Here is an 18006-nt window from a genome sequence, read left to right on the forward strand (position 1 = left end):
TTCCTGAACAGGCCCACTTTTGGTGTACTCTTGCGCCCATTGCGTAAGGGAATTATTGCTATGGATACGACTCTTTTTCGCGCTGCCCTGCTGGCGTTTACCCTGATTCTTACTGGCTGCGATCCAACGCCGCCTGCGCCGCAGCCTGGCGCTACCGTTACCGTTCTGGAAGGCAAAACCATGGGCACCTCCTGGCGCGTTAGCGTCGTGGATATGGATAAAGCCGAAACCGATGCGCTGCGGGAGAAAATCACCGCCCAACTCGACGCAGACGACAGGCTGCTCTCCACCTGGAAGAGCGACTCGGCCCTGAGCCGTTTTAACGCCTCCACCAGCACCACGCCGTGGCCGGTCGACGCCGCGCTGGCGGATATTGTCACCCTTGCCCTGCGTATCGGCGTTAAAACCGACAGCGCGATGGATATTACCATCGGTCCACTGGTCAACCTGTGGGGCTTCGGCCCGGATAAGCAGCCGGAAACCACCCCGACGCCGTCGCAAATTGACGCGGCAAAAATGCGCGTGGGTTTGCAGCACCTGTCGGTCTCTTATCTGGCGGGGCAGCAGTTTTTACAGAAGGATATTCCCGACCTCTATGTCGATCTCTCCACGGTAGGCGAAGGCTACGCGGCCGATCATCTGGCGCGGCTGATGGAGCAGGAGGGGATCCCTCGCTATCTGGTCTCGGTAGGCGGGGCGCTGGTAAGCCGGGGTATGAACGGCGAAGGCAAACCCTGGCGGGTGGCGATCCAGAAGCCGACCGATCGTGAGAACGCGGTGCAGGCGGTAGTAGATATTAATGGGCACGGCATCAGCACCTCCGGCAGCTACCGCAACTACTACGAGCTGGACGGCAAACGCCTGTCGCATGTTATCGATCCGCAAACCGGGCATCCTATCGATCACAACCTGGTGTCGGTCACGGTGATCGCCCCGACGGCGCTGGAGGCCGATACCTGGGATACCGGGCTGATGGTGCTGGGGCCGCAGAAGGCCCGTGAGGTGGCGATGCGTGAAGGGCTGGCGATCTATATGATCACCAAAGAGGGCGATACCTTTACCCCCTGGATGTCGCCGCAGTTTGCCGCTTTTTTGCAGAGTAAATAGAATTAAAGCGCAAGATTTCAGGTGAAGGCTGCACCAGCCCAGGGCATAGTCAGGCTAAGCTAAATAGAGGAGCCTGATATGAGCGTAACAACCTTTATTGAAGACGAGCACCGCTGGCAGGCGGTGCTCGAACGCCGGGCCGATGCAGACAATTGTTTCGTCTTTGCCGTCATTACCACCGGTATCTTTTGTCGCCCCTCGTGCCGGGCGCGCCATGCCCTGCGTGAAAACGTGCGCTTCTTTACTGATGCAGAGGCGGCGGCGCAGGCGGGTTTTCGTCCCTGCAAACGCTGCCAGCCTGACAGGCCCGCAGATGAGAGCAGCCTGGCGCAAAAAATCACCGCCGTCTGCCGCCTGCTTGAGCAGGAGACGCCGATAACCCTGGAGGTGCTGGCGCAGAGGGTCGGTCTCAGCCCGTACCATCTTCACCGCCAGTTTAAAGCCGCCACCGGCATGACGCCAAAGGCCTGGCAGCAGGCCGCCCGGGCGAAACGCCTGCGCAGCGCGCTCCCCCACAGCGTAACCGTGACTGACGCGGTGCTGACCGCCGGTTTTCCGGACAGCGGCAGCTACTACCGCAAGGCCGATGAGACGCTGGGCATGACGGCCCGGCAGTATCGCCAGGGCGGGGAGGGCACGGCGATCCGCTACGCGCTGACGCACTGTGAGCTGGGGCGCTGCCTGGTGGCCGAGAGCGATCGCGGTATCTGCGCGATCCTGCTGGCCGACTGCGAATCGCTGCTCACCGCCGAGCTGCATACCCTGTTCCCTCGCGCTCAGCTTATGCAGGACGACGCTGAATTTAGCGCTCGGGTTGCCGAGGTGGTGGCGACGATCGAACACCCCGGCCGCCCGCTGGCTCTGCCGCTGGATATTCGTGGCACCGCCTTTCAGATGCAGGTCTGGCAGGCATTGCAGGCGATCCCGGCGGGGGAAACCGCCAGCTACCGCGCCATCGCTACTGCTATCGGCAAGCCGCAGGCGATCCGTGCCGTAGCCAGCGCCTGTGCGGCCAACCGCCTGGCTATCGTAATCCCCTGCCATCGCGTGGTACGCGGCGATGGCATGCTCTCCGGCTACCGCTGGGGGGCGGCGCGCAAGGCCCAGCTGCTGGCGCGCGAGTCGTTAAAAGAGGAGACCTGATGCTCGATCTGTTTGCCGATGCCGAACCGTGGCAGGAGCCGCTGGCGCCGGGGGCGACAATCCTGCGCCGCTTTGCCCTGGCCGACGCCGATGCGCTACTGGTGGGAATCAATGCGGTTGCCAGCGCGTCACCGTTTCGCCAGATGATAACCCCCGGCGGCTATACCATGTCGGTGGCGATGACCAACTGTGGCCGCCTGGGCTGGACAACCGACGCGCATGGCTATCGCTATGCGCCCGTCGATCCGCTTACCGACCAGCCCTGGCCAGCCATGCCGCAGGCCTTTGCCGCGCTCTGCCAGCAGGCTTCGGCGGCGGCGGGCTATAGCGATTTTCAGCCGGACGCCTGCCTGATCAACCGCTACCTACCGGGAGCAAAGCTCTCTCTGCATCAGGATAAAGACGAGCCGGATCTGGCTGCGCCTATCGTCTCGGTCTCGCTGGGCCTGCCCGCCGTCTTTCAGTTTGGTGGCAGCCGACGCAGCGATCCGCTCAAGCGTCTGCTGCTGGAGCATGGCGACGTGGTGGTGTGGGGGGGCCCGTCCCGTCTCTTCTATCACGGCATACAGCCCCTTAAGCCAGGCCACCATCCGGCGACCGGTGAATGCCGCTACAACTTAACCTTTCGCCGGGCAGGTAATTAAGAATATAAATCAGAATTATTCTTGATTCAGTGCGATAGCAGTTTACACTGCGGGCTGATTTTTCTTGCCGGATCGCTCTCATGGAACTTCTTCTTCTTGTCTGGCGGCAGTACCGCTGGCCTTTTATTGCCGTCATCCTGTTAACCCTGCTCAGCGCAGCGCTGGGCATCGGGCTGATCGCCTTTATCAACGCGCGGCTGATCGAGAATGTGGATATCTCCCTGACGGTGCTGCCGGAGTTTCTCGGCCTGCTGCTGCTGCTGATGGCGGTGACCCTCGGATCCCAGCTGGCGCTGACCGCCCTTGGCCACCACTTTGTCTATCGCCTGCGGGGCGAGTTTATTAAGCGCATCCTCGACACCCAGGTGGAGCGGGTGGAGCAGCTGGGCAACGCCGCGCTGCTGGCCGCGCTGACCAGCGACGTGCGTAACATCACCATCGCCTTTGTGCGCCTGCCGGAGCTGGTGCAGGGGATCATCCTGACCGCCGGATCGGCGGCCTACCTGGGCTGGCTCTCCGGCAAAATGCTGCTGGTCACCGCCCTGTGGATGGCGATCACCATCTGGGGTGGTTTTGTGCTGGTGTCGCGGGTCTATAAGCATTTAGCGAGGCTGCGTGAAACCGAAGACAAGCTGCACCATGACTACCAGACGGTGCTGGAGGGGCGCAAAGAGCTGACCCTCAACCGCGAGCGTGCCGAGTCTATCTTTAACAACGCTTACCTGCCGGATGCCCGGGAGTATCGCCACCATATTATTCGCGCCGACACCTTCCACCTTAGCGCCGTTAACTGGTCAAACATTATGATGCTGGGGGCGATTGGCCTGGTGTTCTGGATGGCCAACGGTCTCGGCTGGGCGGATACTAACGTCGCGGCGACCTTCTCCCTGACGGTGCTGTTCCTGCGCACGCCGCTGCTCTCGGCGGTAGGCGCGCTGCCCACCCTGCTCAGCGCCCAGGTCGCGTTCAACAAGCTGAAGCAGTTCTCCCTCGCCCCCTATCAGCCCGATTTCCCGCGCCCGACCGCCTTTACCGGCTGGCAGACCCTGGAGCTGCGCGACGTGACCTTCACCTATCAAGAGGGGGCCTTCTCCGTCGGGCCGATCAACCTGACCCTGAAGCGTGGCGAGCTGGTATTTCTTATCGGCGGCAACGGCAGCGGCAAGTCGACCCTGGCGATGCTGCTGACCGGACTCTATCAGCCAGTATCGGGTACTATCCTGATTGACGGCCAGCCGCTGGCTGACGGGCGCGAAGAGGATTACCGTAAGCTCTTCTCGGCGGTATTTACCGACGTCTGGCTGTTTGACCAGCTGATTGGCCCGGAAGGCAAGCAGGCGGATCCGGCTATCGTCGACAGATGGCTGGCGCAGCTGAAGATGGCGCACAAGCTTGAGCTGGATAACGGCAAGATCCTCAACCTCAAGCTGTCGAAGGGGCAGAAGAAGCGCGTGGCGCTGCTGCTGGCGCTGGCGGAGGAGCGGGATATTATTCTGCTGGATGAGTGGGCCGCCGATCAGGATCCGCACTTCCGGCGCGAGTTTTATCAGACAATCCTGCCTCTAATGCAGGCCGAAGGGAAAACCATCTTTGCTATTAGTCACGACGACCACTACTTTATACATGCCGATCGCCTGCTGGAGATGCGCAGCGGCGTGCTCACAGAGCTGACAGGAGAAGAGCGGGCGCTCGCTTCACGCGACGCCGTTTCACGCACCGCATAAGGATAAGGATAAGGAGTCGTTAATGTCCGCCACCCCGAAAAATAGCGCCCGCCTCCGTGACGAGGAGCGGGCGCGCCTCATCTGGCTGCTGAATACCAACAGCGCCATCACCTCCCAGATCCTCGGCAAGCTGACCCTGGTTGAACAGTTCGACGGCAGTGCACTAAACGACGATATCGCCGAGGTCGGCGTGCTGGTGGCCCATCTACCGGCCCCGGACCTGGCGGATACGCTGGAGGCATTGCCTACCGAGGAGCGTCGGGCGCTGTGGCGTCTGGTCGACGATCTCAAGCGCGGTGAGATCCTTGTGGAAGCCTCGGACAGCGTGCGCGAGGATCTGATTGAGGAGATGAGCGACAAGGCGCTGCTGGAGGCGCTGCGCGGACTGGATATCGACGAGCAGATCTATCTGGTTAAGCGCCTGCCACGTAACCTTACCGGGCGGCTGGTGGCCTCTCTGCCGCCGGACGATCGCGCCCGCGTGCATCAGGTGATGAGCTACGAGCAGAACAGCGTGGGCGCGCTGATGGAGTTTGAGGTGATCACCGTCCGTCCGGATGTCACTCTGGAGACGGTCCAGCGCTATCTGCATCGCCTCGGCAGCATGCCGCAGAACACCGATAAGCTGTTTGTCACCGATCGCGATGAGCAGCTGCTGGGCGAGCTGCCGCTGCAAACTATTCTGCTCAGTGATACCCAGACGCTGGTCAGCGAGGTGATGGAGGCCGACCCCGTCACCTTCTCGCCCCATGACGATGCGGAGAAGACCGCCCGCACCTTTGAGCGTGACAACCTGGTGAGTGCGCCGGTGGTCAACCCCGACGGCAAGCTGTTGGGACGCGTGACCATCGATGAGATTGTTAACGTGGTGTATGAAGAGAGCGATAACGACATGCGCCTGATGGGCGGTCTCAGCCCGGAGGAGGATGTCTTTGCCCCGGTCGGCAAAGCGGTCAAGAACCGTTGGGCGTGGCTGGCGATCAACCTCTGCACCGCCTTTATTGCCTCGCGGGTGATTGATGGCTTCGAGCATACCATCTCCCAGCTGGTGGCCCTGGCCTCGCTGATGCCCATCGTCGCCGGGATCGGCGGCAACACCGGTAACCAGACCATCACCATGATCGTGCGTGCGCTGGCGCTGCAGAACATTCAGCCGGGGAACTACCGTTTTCTCATCTTCCGTGAGCTGGGCGTGGCGTTGATTAACGGCCTGGTATGGGGCGGGATTATGGGCGGCGTAACCTGGTGGCTCTATGACGATATGGCCCTCGGCGGGGTGATGACCCTGGCAATGGTGCTAAACCTGCTGCTGGCCGCCACCATGGGGGTACTGATCCCGATGATTATGGTACGGCTGGGGCGCGACCCGGCGGTCGGCTCCAGCGTAATGATCACCGCCCTGACGGATACCGGCGGCTTCTTTATTTTTCTGGGTCTGGCGACGCTGTTTCTGCTTTAGCGCGCTTTTTGCGGCCAAAGACCGGGGGCAGCACGAACATCAGCGCCACGCCGGCCACTACGCCAATTGCTAAGTTACCGGTGGTGACGGTGGCAATCACCGTTACCAGCATCACCAGCGTCTCGGTTACCGGGGCGCGTTTTAGCTGCGCAGGCTGAATGCTGTGCCAGTTGAAAGTCTTCACCGCCACAATGACCATAATCCCAGCCAGCACCGCCATCGGGATCTTCGCCATCACGTTGCTCAATGCAGTCACCAGCAGCAGCAGGACCAGACCCGCCGCGACGGTCGAGACGCGGCTGCGCCCTTTACCCATCTCAACGTTGACGATGGTCTGGCCGATCATCGCGCAGCCTGCAATCCCACCGTAGAAACCGGCCAGAATGTTAGCGATGCCGAGACCTGCGCTTTCGCGGCCCTTGTTGGACGGCGTTTCGGTAAGATCGTCTACCAGCTTCGCCGTCAGCAGCGACTCCATCAGGCCAACAAAGGCGATGCTCAGTGCGCAGGGCCAGATGATACTCAGCGTGGTCAGGTTGAACGGCACCAGCCACTGGGTCAGGCCAGGCAGGCCGCCCTGCATCGGACCTTCATCGCCCACCACCGGCAGGATCTGCCCGGAGAAGACGGTAAAGAGGGTCAGCACCACGATGGCCACCAGCGGGGAGGGGACGCTCTTTAGCACCTTCGGCAGCCAGAGCACAATCAGCAGCGTCAGGACAAACAGCCCGAGGATCAGCGGATCGCGAGTCCAGAAGTGCGGTACCTGAGCGAAGAAGATCAGGATCCCCAGGGCGTTAACAAAGCCGGTCATCACCGTGTGCGGAATAAAGCGCATCAGGCGCGCCATCCCCGTCAGGCCAAAGACGATCTGAATCACCCCGGCGAGCAGGACGGCAGGCAGGATGTACTCCACGCCGTGCTGATGCACCATCGGGCCGATCACCAGCGCCACGGAGCCAGCCGCGGCCGTAACCATTGCCGGGCGTCCGCCAAGGAAGGACATCCCCAGACAGAGCACTACGGAGGCGATCAGGCTTACGGTTGGATCGACGCCAGCAATCACCGAGAAGGAGATCACTTCCGGGATCAGCGCCAGGGCGGTCATCACCCCGGCAAGGGTTTCGCGCATCAGCAGCGACGGCGAGCGCAGCACAGTGGCAACGCTTCCAGCTTGTACAGGAGTTAAAGCTTTTTGGGCATCAGACATAAAATTTCACAGAGTCAAAGCGGACAGAAAGTGTGCAGTGTAGCAAAGCGAAGCATAGTAGCGGTGCGGCGCAGGAGATACCAGTTTTTTTGTCATAGCCGTTATAAAAATCTAACTTTTTGTTAACATCTATCAACTTGCTGTGTACTATCTCAACAATATTTAAATTGCCCGACGATGGTGGTAGGTTAGTTGAACGGGTAATTTCACTCCAATAAATTCCAATAAAGCAGTACTAATTGTAGGGCATTAACATTATGAAAAAAATGCGTGCCGTGCTCTCTTCTGTGGCTACGGGTAGTCGCGCTGCCTCACGGACAGGGAAAGCCACTGCGGCGAAGAAGCGAGAAACTGATGTACTCCTCCTGGGTGGCGGCATTATGAGCGCTACGCTGGGAACCTATCTACAGGCGCTGGAACCAACGTGGTCGATGACCATGATTGAACGCCTGGATGAAGTCGCAAAGGAGAGCTCCGAGGGCTGGAACAACGCTGGCACCGGGCACGCTGCATTAATGGAACTGAACTACACGCCGCAAAAGGCCGACGGCAGCGTCAGTATTGAGAAAGCCGTTGAGATCAACGAGGCGTTTCACCTCTCCCGCCAGTTCTGGGCGCATCAGGTGAAAGCGGGCGTGCTGAACAATCCCCGCTCCTTTATTAACACCGTGCCGCACATGAGCTTTGTGTGGGGCGAAGAGAACGTCAACTTCCTGCGCGCGCGCTACGCCGCGCTCCAGCAGAGCAACCTCTTCAGCGGTATTCGCTACAGTGAAGACCACGCACAGATCAAGCGCTGGGCACCGCTGGTGATGGAGGGACGCGATGCGAAGCAGAAGATTGCCGCCACCCGTACCGAGCTGGGGACGGACGTCAACTTCGGCGAAATCGCCCGCCAGCTGGTGGCCTCCCTGCAGAAAAGCGACAGCTTCTCCCTTAATCTGAGCACCGAGGTGCGTGGGATTAAGCGCAACGCCGACGGCCGCTGGGCGGTGACCGTTGCCGACGTCAATCATCCCCGCACTACGCGCACCATCGTGGCGAAATTTGTCTTTATCGGGGCAGGCGGTGCGGCGCTGAAGCTGTTACAGGAGTCGGGCATTCCTGAGGCGCGGGATTTTGCCGGGTTCCCGGTGGGCGGCCAGTTCCTGGTGTCGGACAATCCGGAGGTGGTCAACCGCCACCTGGCGAAGGTCTATGGCCAGGCATCGGTCGGCGCGCCGCCGATGTCGGTTCCGCATATCGATACCCGCATCCTTAACGGCAAGCGGGTACTGCTGTTCGGACCGTTCGCCACCTTCTCCACCAAGTTCCTCAAAAACGGTTCCCTGTGGGATCTGCCGCGTTCAACTACACCATCTAACCTGATGCCGATGGTGAAGGTGGGCCTGACCAACTTTAGCCTGGTAAAATATCTGGTAGGGCAGGTGCTCCAGAACGACGATGCGCGCTTTGCTGCACTGCGAGAGTACTATCCGCAGGCGAAAAAAGAGGAGTGGCGTCTGTGGCAGGCGGGCCAGCGGGTGCAGATTATCAAGCGCGATCCGCTGCTGGGTGGGGTACTGCGTCTCGGTACTGAGGTGGTCAGCGATCGGCAGGGCACTATTGCCGCACTGCTTGGCGCATCGCCAGGCGCTTCAACCGCAGCACCGATCATGCTGGAGCTGATGAAGAGGGTCTTTAAAGACCAGTTTGCCTCATCCGCATGGCAGGCGAAGCTGAAGGAGATTATCCCGAGCTTCGGCACGCAGCTGAACGGCAACGTCGAAGCGACCCAGCGCGTATTGCAGCAGACCAGCGAAGTATTAGGCCTGACGTATGAGCAGCCGCAGAGGGGCGACGTGGTTCCTGTGCTGAAGGCGCAACCGCAGAAGCAGTTACAGGTTGAAATTGCGGCGGATTTGGCTTGAGAGATGAAGCTGCACTGGCCATAGGGCCAAGTGCAGCTTCATTATAAAAGCGATGAAAAATTTCAAACTACGCTCGTAATTTTCAAATACCCATCACCGTCGTTACCTATTTCAATATCTGCTGAGTTACCAAATTGGTCAAAAACGACCAGCTTCACAGGGTTGCTACTATTGGCCATAGGGCCATCATTATTAGAGTCAGTGTACATTATTCGACAATAAAATCGGATGAATATTAGTTGACTGGGCTGCTGATGTACTTTAACCGCGTATTCGATTAGAAAATAATTATTTTTAGTGACAAAAGCCACATCGCAATTATATTCGAGAGCAACCCCACCCAATTTATTCTGATTGGGCATAAAGCAATGGGCAACTGTGTAGTAATAGCCAGGTTCGTTGTCATCATCCACTATTATATGTTGCATAAATGCATAAGGCGATACAACTACATTTGGCGCTTGGTAATTTTTGAGCCTGAAATAACCATCGTTAATTTTCAATCCATAAATCATAGCGCTCGGGTCATAGCGGTGAGTTACCACTCCATTATGACTTATTTCGCTAAAGGTTGCATTATCATCAATGGTGTTAAGAATTATCGGCACCATATTAGACCCAGACATACCATATTTTTTTGGCGGATAAACCTTCACCGAAACATAGCTTGGTTTACCATTGGCTGTCGAGTTATATGTTATTTCAGTGCCGCTGGCGTCTATAAAAGAGATAAACATCGCAACACTTTCAGATGCATAGTTGGCATTTATTGTGCTGTCGCTTGAAACATACAGGTCAAATTCATAACTGCCGCTATGAGGCAGAGTGACCGTTTCCTCATCCGCGTCAGGAAGAGGTTTAACCTCTGCAGGCCTGTTTTCCTGATAAACATAGGTATATTCACCTTTATCCCCAACCTTAAGAAAAGACAGGTCGGCACCGGTTTGATAATCGACGAGGCTGAGAGCTGCTTTACACTCATCTTGCGTAGGGCCTGGCTGATTTGCATCAACAACGTTAAAAATTAACCTGACGGTGAGTTTAACCTGATGGTTGCCGTTGGCAAACAGGTAAGCCTGAGTGGTATCCGGATTATCAGTCCAGATCTTTGCAGAGGCAACTGATGTTACATTATCCCATGACATAATATCACCTTTTAAATATCGAATTAATATTCAGCTTACGCTTTTAACAAGAGCATCATCAGCGTTGGAAAAAGCAACGACATAGGCACTATTACCAAACTGGTCGTAAATGCTGAGGTTGATTTGCTTGCTTACATCTGTAGCATAATCTAATGCTTTTACTTCAAACCATGCAGTGACAAATGTAAGCTGATTTTCCAGCTGATTAATGATAATGTCATACACAGCAATCTTAGAATGATTCTGATCCAGGTCGGGCCGAACATTAATTCTGACAGTATAGTCCATTGCGCCGCATTTTATATTGGGGAAAAATGCATTACTAATAGCATCCCATTGTGCGGACTCATAGTCTTTATATATATAATAAGGGTCATGGCTAATATTTGGGTCAGGATCATTACAACCATCAAAATAAAATATTTTGAAATACGGATCATCTATATAGAACCAGAAAATTCTGCATTCATACGAATCTATATCCCAAGGGCCTTCTAGGTACTCACTTTTATCAGGTGTATACCTAAAATTACTAGTAATACATGTGCGATTTTCCCCTTTATTACCATAGAGTTTCGCCGGGTAGCACGCTACAGAGACGTATGTTGCAAACGCGCCTTTTTCTGCTACTGCTGAGGTATCTGCAAAGATATCTTTTGCGGTGCCATCACTGCTTGTACCATGGTATTCCAGTGTCAGGGCAATGCTTTCAGAATAGGCTTCAGCATTAACTGAGGATGGGCTGGAAACATAATAAGTAATCACATTATCATAGACGCCATCATCTACATTGCTCGTATCGTCCTGGTCAACGGCTTGATTATGATAGGGGTCATAGACTGCGGTATAACTGTTCATATCTACAATGGTGAGATATTTCAGTGGCCCGCCATCTATATTATTAACGAGTGTTATTGCGCTGCGTACTTCATCGTCGGTAGGACCCTCTGTCGTACCTGCATTTAGTGTAAAATCGATCCCAACATATAATTTCAGTTGATGATTATCGTTGACAAACAGATGTCCCTGCGTGGAGTCAGAGTATTCTGTCCAAATCTTAATAGCATAAACTGAGTAGACATTATCCCATGACATAGTTTATTACCTCACAATAGTAAGCACTCGATAGGGGTAACAGCAATTTCTCAACTTCAGCATGAGGGATAGAAGGCGATTAGAAAATGCACTATTAATAGGCGGCGCTGCGGGGGACTTATGCGGTGATTACAGGCATAAAAAAACCAGCCGTAAGAGGCTGGTTCTTCTGGGATTTTTTGGTCGGCACGAGAGGATTTGAACCTCCGACCCCCGACACCCCATGACGGTGCGCTACCAGGCTGCGCTACGTGCCGATCTGTGGCGCTAATAGTACCCTTTTCACCGCCGATTGCAAGGGGCTATAGGCTGACTGATTTATAATTAATCAATCAGTTAGCGATAAAGCGTTTTTCATCCGTCAGCACCTGCAGCAGCAGGCTGAGCTGCGGCTTCTGGTCGCGGATCTTTTCACCCTTCAGGTTGTAGGTCTGATAGGTGCCGTTGTGCTTCAGCACCAGCGTCATCTCTGGCGTCGTCACCGCCAGAGTATCGCTGTTGGCAGCGGTAACCCAGCTATGGCGGCGCGTGGCGTTAAACAGATCCTGACCCTGAGAGTACTCATTGGCCGGGGTGCTGACGTGAAGCAGGCGCTGCATCAGGGTGGTCATCACATCTTTATGGTCGGTCAGCTTGCTGATGCGCTGGGCAGGCGTGCCCGGCCAGTGGACAACCAGCGGCACATGCAGATCGCCTCGTGACCAGCCTTCATCCATTTCACTGTTCTCAGCGGAGACGCCGTGGCCTGCGGTGATGATGACCACCGTCTTATCCAGTTTGCCCGACTCGCGCAGGGCGGTCAGCACGCGTTCGATCTGCCCATCGACGTTACCGGCGGCCCGCGCGTAGCGGCGTTCGAAGTCCTGGCGGTCGGCGTCCAGCGACGTGCCGTTAAGCGCCACCCACGAGAACCAGCGGTTATCTTCCTGAGCGTAGCGATCCAGCCAGTTGATCCACTGGTCGGCGGTCTGCTTATCGGACTGCGACTTCGCCGCAGGCAGAGAGAAATCAGAGAGCAGCGCCTGGCGGTAGAGCGAACTGCTGAAGCCGTCGGAAGAGAAGAGGCCCAGCTGGTAGCCCTGTTGGTTAAGCGCGGTGACCAGCGCCGCCGGAATACGCGCCGACAGCACGCCGTCCATGTAGGAGGGCGAGATACCATAGAACAGGCCGAACAGGCCGTTATCGGTATCGTTACCGGCGCTCATGTGCTGCGTAAAGGTGATGTTCTCTGCGGCAAAGCCTGCCAGCGACGGCATCTCTTTCTCGTAGCGCGAGTAGTTTAACGCATCGACAGTGATCAGCAGCACATTCTGGCCCGGCCCCATATCGCGATAGCGCAGATCGCTCAGCGGATACTGCACCGAAACCGCCTCTGGGTTCCCCTGTTCAACCAGCCGACGCTGATACTCCTGCGCATCCAGCAGGCCATGCTTCTCCAGGAACCGGCGCGCGGTCATCGGGTAGGAGAGCGGCAGGTTGGCACGCTGCATGGTGATCGGCCGATAGAAGTTGGCATCGGCCCAGATATAGGTCAGATGCGAGGCGATAAAGGCGGTAAAGAAGAGGGCAGCCACCGGCTTGGCGTAGCGGCGGCGGCGCGTCAGGCTGCGCAGCTTCTGCCAGCTCCAGTTCGCAAACAGCAACTCCACCAGCAGGATCACCGGCACGCTGATAAACATCAGCTGCCAGTCGCGGGCCATCTCGTTCTGGTCCGGGTTGATCACCAGCTCCCAGACGATAGGGTTAAGGTGCAGGTGGAAACGGGTAAAGACTTCGCTATCGATCAGCAGCAGCGTCATGCCGATGGTGGCCAGCACGGCAGAGATCGCCCGCATCAGCCGCTGCGACATCACCACAAAGGTCAGCGGAAAGAGAATCAGCAGATAGGTGGCAAATACCACAAAGCTGAAGTGGCCGATGACGCTCAGCCAGGAGTAGATCCTGCCGCCAAGCGTGGTCGGCCAGTCGGCGACAAACAGGTAACGGCTGCCAAGAACCATGGCCAACAGAATGTTGAACAGGGCAAACCAGTGCCCCCAGCTAACCATCTGGGAGACTTTTTCTCGGTAGCGTTGACGATGAGTCACCATAAAATGCCGTCGTAGTCCTTAGTGCGCTTTATCGTCAGTCACGGAGGACTGCAACGCCTGGGCGAAGGATTTCGCAATAGCCTGCCGCTGTGCCGGGGCAACGCTGGTGTTGATCAGGTTGGTGACCATGTTTCCCAGCACCATCAGGGAGAGATCGGTCGGAACCTTGTGTTTTTCGAGCACGTTCGCCAGCTCGCTCAGCAGCTGTTCAACATGTTCATCACTATAACGGGAAATCTGTGGCATAAAATCAGAATCAGTCTCTTTATGAAAGGGCAACATATTACCGTAGCAACAGCTTTTTTTCTGCTTTTTTATCTCTGGTTTGATCTCTGGTTGCGCTGTTACCTCTGCGGTGGTTGAATACCGCCGGTCTAACAGGAGAGTTTATCATGAGTCTGGATATCAACCAGATTGCCCTGCACCAGCTTATCAAGCGTGATGAGCAAACCCTTGAGCTGGTGCTGCGCGATTCATTACTGGAGCCGACGGCCACCGTTGTTGAGATGATGGCCGAGCTGCACCGGATCTACAGTGCAAAAAATAAAGCCTACGGTCTGTTTAGCGAAGAGAGTGAGCTGGCAGACGCGCTGCGCCTGCAGCGCCAGGGTAACGAAGATTTCCTCGCCTTCAGCCGGGCGGCAACCGGACGCCTGCGCGACGAGCTGGCGAAATACCCCTTTGCCGACGGCGGCATCGTGCTGTTCTGCCACTACCGTTACCTGGCGGTAGAGTACCTGCTGGTGGCGGTGCTGAACAACCTCAGCAGCATGCGCGTCAACGAACAGCTTGATATCAGCTCCACCCACTATCTCGACATTAACCATGCCGATATCGTGGCGCGGATCGATCTCACCGAGTGGGAGACCAATCCGGAGTCGACCCGCTACCTGACCTTCCTGAAGGGCAGGGTAGGGCGCAAGGTCGCCGACTTCTTTATGGATTTCCTCGGTGCCAGTGAGGGGCTGAACGCCAAGGCGCAGAACCGCGGCCTGCTGCAGGCGGTGGATGACTTTACCGCCGAGGCGCAGCTCGATAAAGCCGAGCGCCAGAATGTGCGTCAGCAGGTTTACAGCTACTGCAACGAGCAGCTGCAGGCTGGGGAGGAGATCGAGCTGGCGTCGCTGTCCCAAGAGCTGGGAGGCGTCAGCGAGGTGAGCTTCCAGGAGTTCACTGCCGATAAAGGCTACGAGCTGGAAGAGAGCTTCCCGGCGGATCGCAGCACCCTGCGCCAGCTGACCAAGTACGCCGGCAGCGGCGGGGGCTTAACCATCAACTTTGATGCGATGTTGCTCGGCGAGCGCATCTTCTGGGATCCGGCCACCGATACCCTGACCATCAAGGGCACGCCGCCTAACCTGCGCGATCAGCTGCAGCGCAGAACGTCAGGCAAGCAATAATAAAAAACCCCGCCGAAGCGGGGTTTTTTTTCAACACGTCAGCGATTAAGCGCGAACGAAGTCGATGTGAGACAGTTTAGGTTTGTACGGGTGACGCTGTACAGCCTGAACTTTAACTTTTACTTCGGTACCGTCAACAACCAGAGTCAGAACTTCGCCGTAAAAACCTTCTTTGGCCTGCATGTTCATGACTTTGTCGTGGTCCAGTTCGATAGCGATCGGGGCTTCAGTGCCACCGTAAACGATCGCCGGGAACTTGTTAGCGGTACGCAGGCGGCGGCTCGCACCCTTACCCTGCTCTTTACGTGCTTGTGCTTCGATAGTGAACATATCAATTTCTCTTCAATAATTCCTGCTACAGGCGACCCAGCAGCAGGCAGATTTCTGGCTTTACGGATGTAAAGCGGGCGATATAGTAGCCCCGAATTGCCTTTTCTTCAACGAAAAGTACGCTAACCACGCAATTCGTTTGCCCGGCGGAAGCGACCTTCGTAATCAAACACTTTCTCCCGTACCTGCCAGTACTGACCCTTCAGGCGCGCTACGACAAAATCAGGGTGGCGCAGCAGGGGCTGCTGGGCCACGATATCGGCGGCCACAATCCAGCGCAGCGGCACGCCTGGCGTGCGGGTGTGCGGGCGGATAAAGAGCTGCTCAAAGGCGGTGCGCTGGGCAGGGGTGTGCAGGCGGAAGCGCTCGCTGACGTCGGCCCCGTCCTCGTCGTAATAGGTAATCTTTAGCCACTCGCCCTTATCGTCCGCGCCGTGCTGCAGATCCATGCCGCTACAGCGCAGTACCAGGGCATCCTTCAGCTTCAGCGCCGCCTTTAGCATATCGTCCGGATCCACCAGCACCGTGTTGCACTCCCGGCAGCGGCGGGCGGCAATGTCGTTCTCGGCATTGCATTGGGGACAGTTTTTAAAGCGGAAGCGGTAGCTGCACTGCTCCCGATGGCCTTCATCATCCTCAAAGAAGCCCTGGCAGCGGCGGCCAAAGTGCTCAATTAAGGTGCCGTCGGCGGTCATCTTGCCCCAGAAGGTGTTAGCAAAGCCGCAGTCGGGGCAGAAGACCTGCACCGGTACGTTATCGCTTTTCCCTTTCGGCTCCCCAACTTCAGGCGCATAGAGATCGTGCGGGTTACCGGCGTAGTCAAGGATCAGACAGTCGGTTTTACCTGGCGCAAGACGCAGGCCACGGCCCACGATCTGCTGATAGAGACTGACGGACTCCGTCGGGCGCAGAATGGCGATCAGGTCGACATGCGGCGCATCGAAGCCGGTGGTCAGCACCGAGACGTTCACCAGATAGCGAAAACGCTTACATTTGAAGTCTTCGATCAGCGCATCGCGTTCGGGGCCGGGGGTCTCACCGGTGATCAGCGCCGCTTCACCAGCGGGCAGCAGGCCGGTGATCTCCCGGGCATGCTCCACGGTGGCGGCAAAGATCATTACCCCCTGGCGCTCGGCAGCAAATTCCACGATCTGGCTGACGATGTGCGGAGTAATACGCTGCTGCTTCTTCAGCTCGCGGTTGAGATCCGCCTCGCTGAACAGACCGCTGCTCTGGGCCTGCAAGCGGCTGAAGTCATACTGCACAATAGGCATATCCAGCCGCTCGGGAGGCGTCAGGTAGCCGTGCTTGATCATATAGCGCAGCGGCAGCTCGTAGATGCAGTCGCGAAACAGCGCCTTGTCGTTGCCGCGCACCATGCCGTGGTAGTGAAACTGGTAGATCCACCCTTTGCCGAGGCGAAACGGCGTAGCGGTAAGCCCCAGCAGGCGCAGGCGAGGGTTGACCCGTGAGAGGTGGGTGAGGATCTGCTGATACTGGCTCTCGTCGTCATCGCTGATGCGGTGGCACTCGTCGACGATCAGCAGGGAGAACTCGCCCTGGAAGTGGTCCAGGTTGCGGGCGACCGACTGCACGCTGCCAAACACCACCTTGCCGTGGCTCTCTTTGCGCTTCAGTCCGGCGGCGTAGATATCCGCCTCCAGCCCCAGCGCCAGATATTTTGCATGGTTCTGCGCCACCAGCTCTTTGACATGGGCGAGTACCAGCACGCGACCGCGCGCCACGCGGGCAAGCTCGGCAATCACCAGGCTTTTACCTGCGCCGGTAGGCAGGACGATTACCGCCGGTTCATGGCGATGGCGAAAGTGGGTGAGGGTGGCGTTTACCGCGTCACGTTGATAGGGGCGTAGCGTAAAGGTCATTGTCTCTCGGCGTTCATTAGTCTGCTCATATTATGCCACGATATTTTCGCTTGAGCGCGGCTGAGACACCGTTATACTGAGAGATTCTCAATTGCTTCATTTTTTTCGGGCTTTTGTCCGACTCCGGCACTCTTTACAGGCTAATAAGACTTCATGCGACTTGATAAGTTTATCGCTCAGCAACTCGGCGTCAGCCGGGCTATTGCCGGGCGTGAAATCCGCGGCAGCCGCGTTACCGTGGATGGCGAGATTGTTAAAAACGCCGCGTTCAAACTCCTGCCCGAACACGAGGTAGAGTACGACGGCAATATGCTGGTGCAGCAGACCGGCCCGCGCTACTTTATGCTGCATAAGCCGCAGGGCTACGTCTGCTCCACAGACGATCCCGATCACCCGACGGTGCTCTACTTCCTTGACGAGCCGGTGGCCCACAAGCTGCACGCCGCCGGACGGCTGGATATCGACACCACCGGGCTGGTGCTGATGACCGACGACGGCCAGTGGTCGCACCGCATCACCTCTCCGCGCCACCACTGCGAGAAGACCTACCTGGTGACGTTGGAGTCCCCGGTTAGCGACGATACTGCCGCGCAGTTCGCCAAAGGCGTACAGCTGCATAACGAACCCGACCTGACCAGGCCCGCCGTGCTGGAGGTGATAACCCCCACCGAGGTGCGTCTGACCATCAGCGAGGGGCGCTATCACCAGGTTAAACGCATGTTTGCTGCCGTGGGTAACCATGTTGTTGGGCTGCATCGCGAGCGCATCGGCGCAATTGTTCTCGACGCCGACCTGGCCCCGGGCGAGTATCGTCCGTTGACCGAAGAAGAGATCGCCAGCGTTAGCTTAACGTCCCGCTAAATCCC

At 57.2% G+C, this 18006-nt stretch carries 15 protein-coding genes and 1 tRNA gene; 8 read left to right on the top strand and 8 right to left on the bottom strand.

Annotation, left to right across the window (positions count from 1 at the left end):
• The first annotated feature begins 60 nt into the window (after positions 1-60).
• The 5 genes from apbE (at position 61) to mgtE (ending at position 6077) form a co-directional block, all read left to right on the top strand.
• Entirely contained in the window at positions 61-1107 is a 1047-nt protein-coding gene (gene apbE, locus RTP97_RS02290; RefSeq protein WP_312410482.1) for an FAD:protein FMN transferase ApbE, read from the top strand.
• A 78-nt stretch (positions 1108-1185) separates the two neighbouring features.
• Complete coding sequence (ada, locus tag RTP97_RS02295) at positions 1186-2250, top strand: bifunctional DNA-binding transcriptional regulator/O6-methylguanine-DNA methyltransferase Ada (protein ID WP_312410483.1); 1065 nt, start codon at positions 1186-1188, stop codon at positions 2248-2250.
• The gene (alkB, locus tag RTP97_RS02300; RefSeq protein ID WP_312410485.1) at positions 2250-2894 is read left to right on the top strand and encodes a DNA oxidative demethylase AlkB; all 645 of its coding nucleotides are present in this window, start codon (positions 2250-2252) and stop codon (positions 2892-2894) included. Before ada ends, alkB begins: the two co-directional genes overlap by 1 nt.
• A gap of 80 nt (positions 2895-2974) precedes the next feature.
• The gene (locus RTP97_RS02305) at positions 2975-4618 is read left to right on the top strand and encodes a multidrug ABC transporter permease/ATP-binding protein (protein WP_312410488.1); all 1644 of its coding nucleotides are present in this window, start codon (positions 2975-2977) and stop codon (positions 4616-4618) included.
• Between the two features lie 22 nt (positions 4619-4640).
• Positions 4641-6077, top strand: coding sequence for a magnesium transporter (gene mgtE / locus RTP97_RS02310; protein WP_312410491.1), 1437 nt, complete (start codon positions 4641-4643; stop codon positions 6075-6077).
• Here the strand turns inward: mgtE and RTP97_RS02315 are convergent.
• Positions 6040-7287 (bottom strand): SulP family inorganic anion transporter, encoded by a 1248-nt coding sequence (locus tag RTP97_RS02315; RefSeq protein ID WP_312410494.1) that lies wholly within the window; start codon positions 7285-7287, stop codon positions 6040-6042. The genes mgtE and RTP97_RS02315 overlap by 38 nt on opposite strands.
• A 257-nt stretch (positions 7288-7544) precedes the next feature.
• Between RTP97_RS02315 and mqo the strand changes: the two genes are divergently transcribed.
• A complete protein-coding gene (mqo, locus tag RTP97_RS02320; protein ID WP_312410496.1) occupies positions 7545-9197 on the top strand; it encodes a malate dehydrogenase (quinone) in 1653 nt (550 codons plus the stop codon).
• Positions 9198-9259: 62 nt separating this feature from the next.
• Here mqo and RTP97_RS02325 read toward each other — a convergent pair whose 3' ends face one another.
• The 5 genes from RTP97_RS02325 to RTP97_RS02345 all read right to left on the bottom strand — a co-directional run bounded on the left by RTP97_RS02325 (position 9260) and on the right by RTP97_RS02345 (position 13773).
• Positions 9260-10342, bottom strand: coding sequence for a hypothetical protein (locus tag RTP97_RS02325; protein ID WP_312410498.1), 1083 nt, complete (start codon positions 10340-10342; stop codon positions 9260-9262).
• Positions 10343-10372: 30 nt separating this feature from the next.
• Positions 10373-11437, bottom strand: coding sequence for a hypothetical protein (locus RTP97_RS02330; RefSeq protein WP_312410499.1), 1065 nt, complete (start codon positions 11435-11437; stop codon positions 10373-10375).
• 180 nt (positions 11438-11617) lie between these two features.
• Positions 11618-11694: transfer RNA gene (locus RTP97_RS02335), tRNA-Pro, on the bottom strand.
• 75 nt (positions 11695-11769) lie between these two features.
• On the bottom strand, positions 11770-13527 hold the full coding sequence (yejM, locus tag RTP97_RS02340) for an LPS biosynthesis-modulating metalloenzyme YejM (protein ID WP_312410500.1): 1758 nt from the start codon (positions 13525-13527) through the stop codon (positions 11770-11772).
• Positions 13528-13545: 18 nt separating this feature from the next.
• Positions 13546-13773, bottom strand: coding sequence for a YejL family protein (locus RTP97_RS02345; RefSeq protein WP_103819463.1), 228 nt, complete (start codon positions 13771-13773; stop codon positions 13546-13548).
• Between the two features lie 146 nt (positions 13774-13919).
• Between RTP97_RS02345 and yejK the strand changes: the two genes are divergently transcribed.
• Positions 13920-14927 (top strand): nucleoid-associated protein YejK, encoded by a 1008-nt coding sequence (gene yejK / locus RTP97_RS02350; RefSeq protein ID WP_312410504.1) that lies wholly within the window; start codon positions 13920-13922, stop codon positions 14925-14927.
• A gap of 45 nt (positions 14928-14972) precedes the next feature.
• On the opposite strand, the gene rplY is transcribed toward yejK, so the two are convergent.
• Positions 14973-15257 (bottom strand): 50S ribosomal protein L25, encoded by a 285-nt coding sequence (rplY, locus tag RTP97_RS02355; protein ID WP_042389657.1) that lies wholly within the window; start codon positions 15255-15257, stop codon positions 14973-14975.
• Positions 15258-15379: 122 nt separating this feature from the next.
• On the bottom strand, positions 15380-17140 hold the full coding sequence (locus RTP97_RS02360; protein WP_312410507.1) for a DEAD/DEAH box helicase: 1761 nt from the start codon (positions 17138-17140) through the stop codon (positions 15380-15382).
• 153 nt (positions 17141-17293) lie between these two features.
• On the opposite strand from RTP97_RS02360, the gene rsuA reads away from it, so the two are divergent.
• Positions 17294-18001 (top strand): 16S rRNA pseudouridine(516) synthase RsuA, encoded by a 708-nt coding sequence (gene rsuA, locus RTP97_RS02365; protein WP_312410509.1) that lies wholly within the window; start codon positions 17294-17296, stop codon positions 17999-18001.
• Positions 18002-18006: the final 5 nt, after the last annotated feature.

This window comes from Pseudescherichia sp. (genome assembly GCF_031998825.1).
Classification (GTDB): Bacteria; Pseudomonadota; Gammaproteobacteria; order Enterobacterales; family Enterobacteriaceae; genus Pseudescherichia.

Excerpts from the sequence above, each read along its gene's own strand:
- apbE (WP_312410482.1), top strand. The coding sequence starts at position 61 with ATGGATACGACTCTTTTTCGCGCTGCCCTGCTGGCGTTTACCCTGATT.
- ada (WP_312410483.1), top strand. The coding sequence starts at position 1,186 with ATGAGCGTAACAACCTTTATTGAAGACGAGCACCGCTGGCAGGCGGTG.
- alkB (WP_312410485.1), top strand. The coding sequence starts at position 2,250 with ATGCTCGATCTGTTTGCCGATGCCGAACCGTGGCAGGAGCCGCTGGCG.
- RTP97_RS02305 (WP_312410488.1), top strand. The coding sequence starts at position 2,975 with ATGGAACTTCTTCTTCTTGTCTGGCGGCAGTACCGCTGGCCTTTTATT.
- mgtE (WP_312410491.1), top strand. The coding sequence starts at position 4,641 with ATGTCCGCCACCCCGAAAAATAGCGCCCGCCTCCGTGACGAGGAGCGG.
- RTP97_RS02315 (WP_312410494.1), bottom strand. The coding sequence starts at position 7,287 with ATGTCTGATGCCCAAAAAGCTTTAACTCCTGTACAAGCTGGAAGCGTT.
- mqo (WP_312410496.1), top strand. The coding sequence starts at position 7,545 with ATGAAAAAAATGCGTGCCGTGCTCTCTTCTGTGGCTACGGGTAGTCGC.
- RTP97_RS02325 (WP_312410498.1), bottom strand. The coding sequence starts at position 10,342 with ATGTCATGGGATAATGTAACATCAGTTGCCTCTGCAAAGATCTGGACT.
- RTP97_RS02330 (WP_312410499.1), bottom strand. The coding sequence starts at position 11,437 with ATGTCATGGGATAATGTCTACTCAGTTTATGCTATTAAGATTTGGACA.
- yejM (WP_312410500.1), bottom strand. The coding sequence starts at position 13,527 with ATGGTGACTCATCGTCAACGCTACCGAGAAAAAGTCTCCCAGATGGTT.
- RTP97_RS02345 (WP_103819463.1), bottom strand. The coding sequence starts at position 13,773 with ATGCCACAGATTTCCCGTTATAGTGATGAACATGTTGAACAGCTGCTG.
- yejK (WP_312410504.1), top strand. The coding sequence starts at position 13,920 with ATGAGTCTGGATATCAACCAGATTGCCCTGCACCAGCTTATCAAGCGT.
- rplY (WP_042389657.1), bottom strand. The coding sequence starts at position 15,257 with ATGTTCACTATCGAAGCACAAGCACGTAAAGAGCAGGGTAAGGGTGCG.
- RTP97_RS02360 (WP_312410507.1), bottom strand. The coding sequence starts at position 17,140 with ATGACCTTTACGCTACGCCCCTATCAACGTGACGCGGTAAACGCCACC.
- rsuA (WP_312410509.1), top strand. The coding sequence starts at position 17,294 with ATGCGACTTGATAAGTTTATCGCTCAGCAACTCGGCGTCAGCCGGGCT.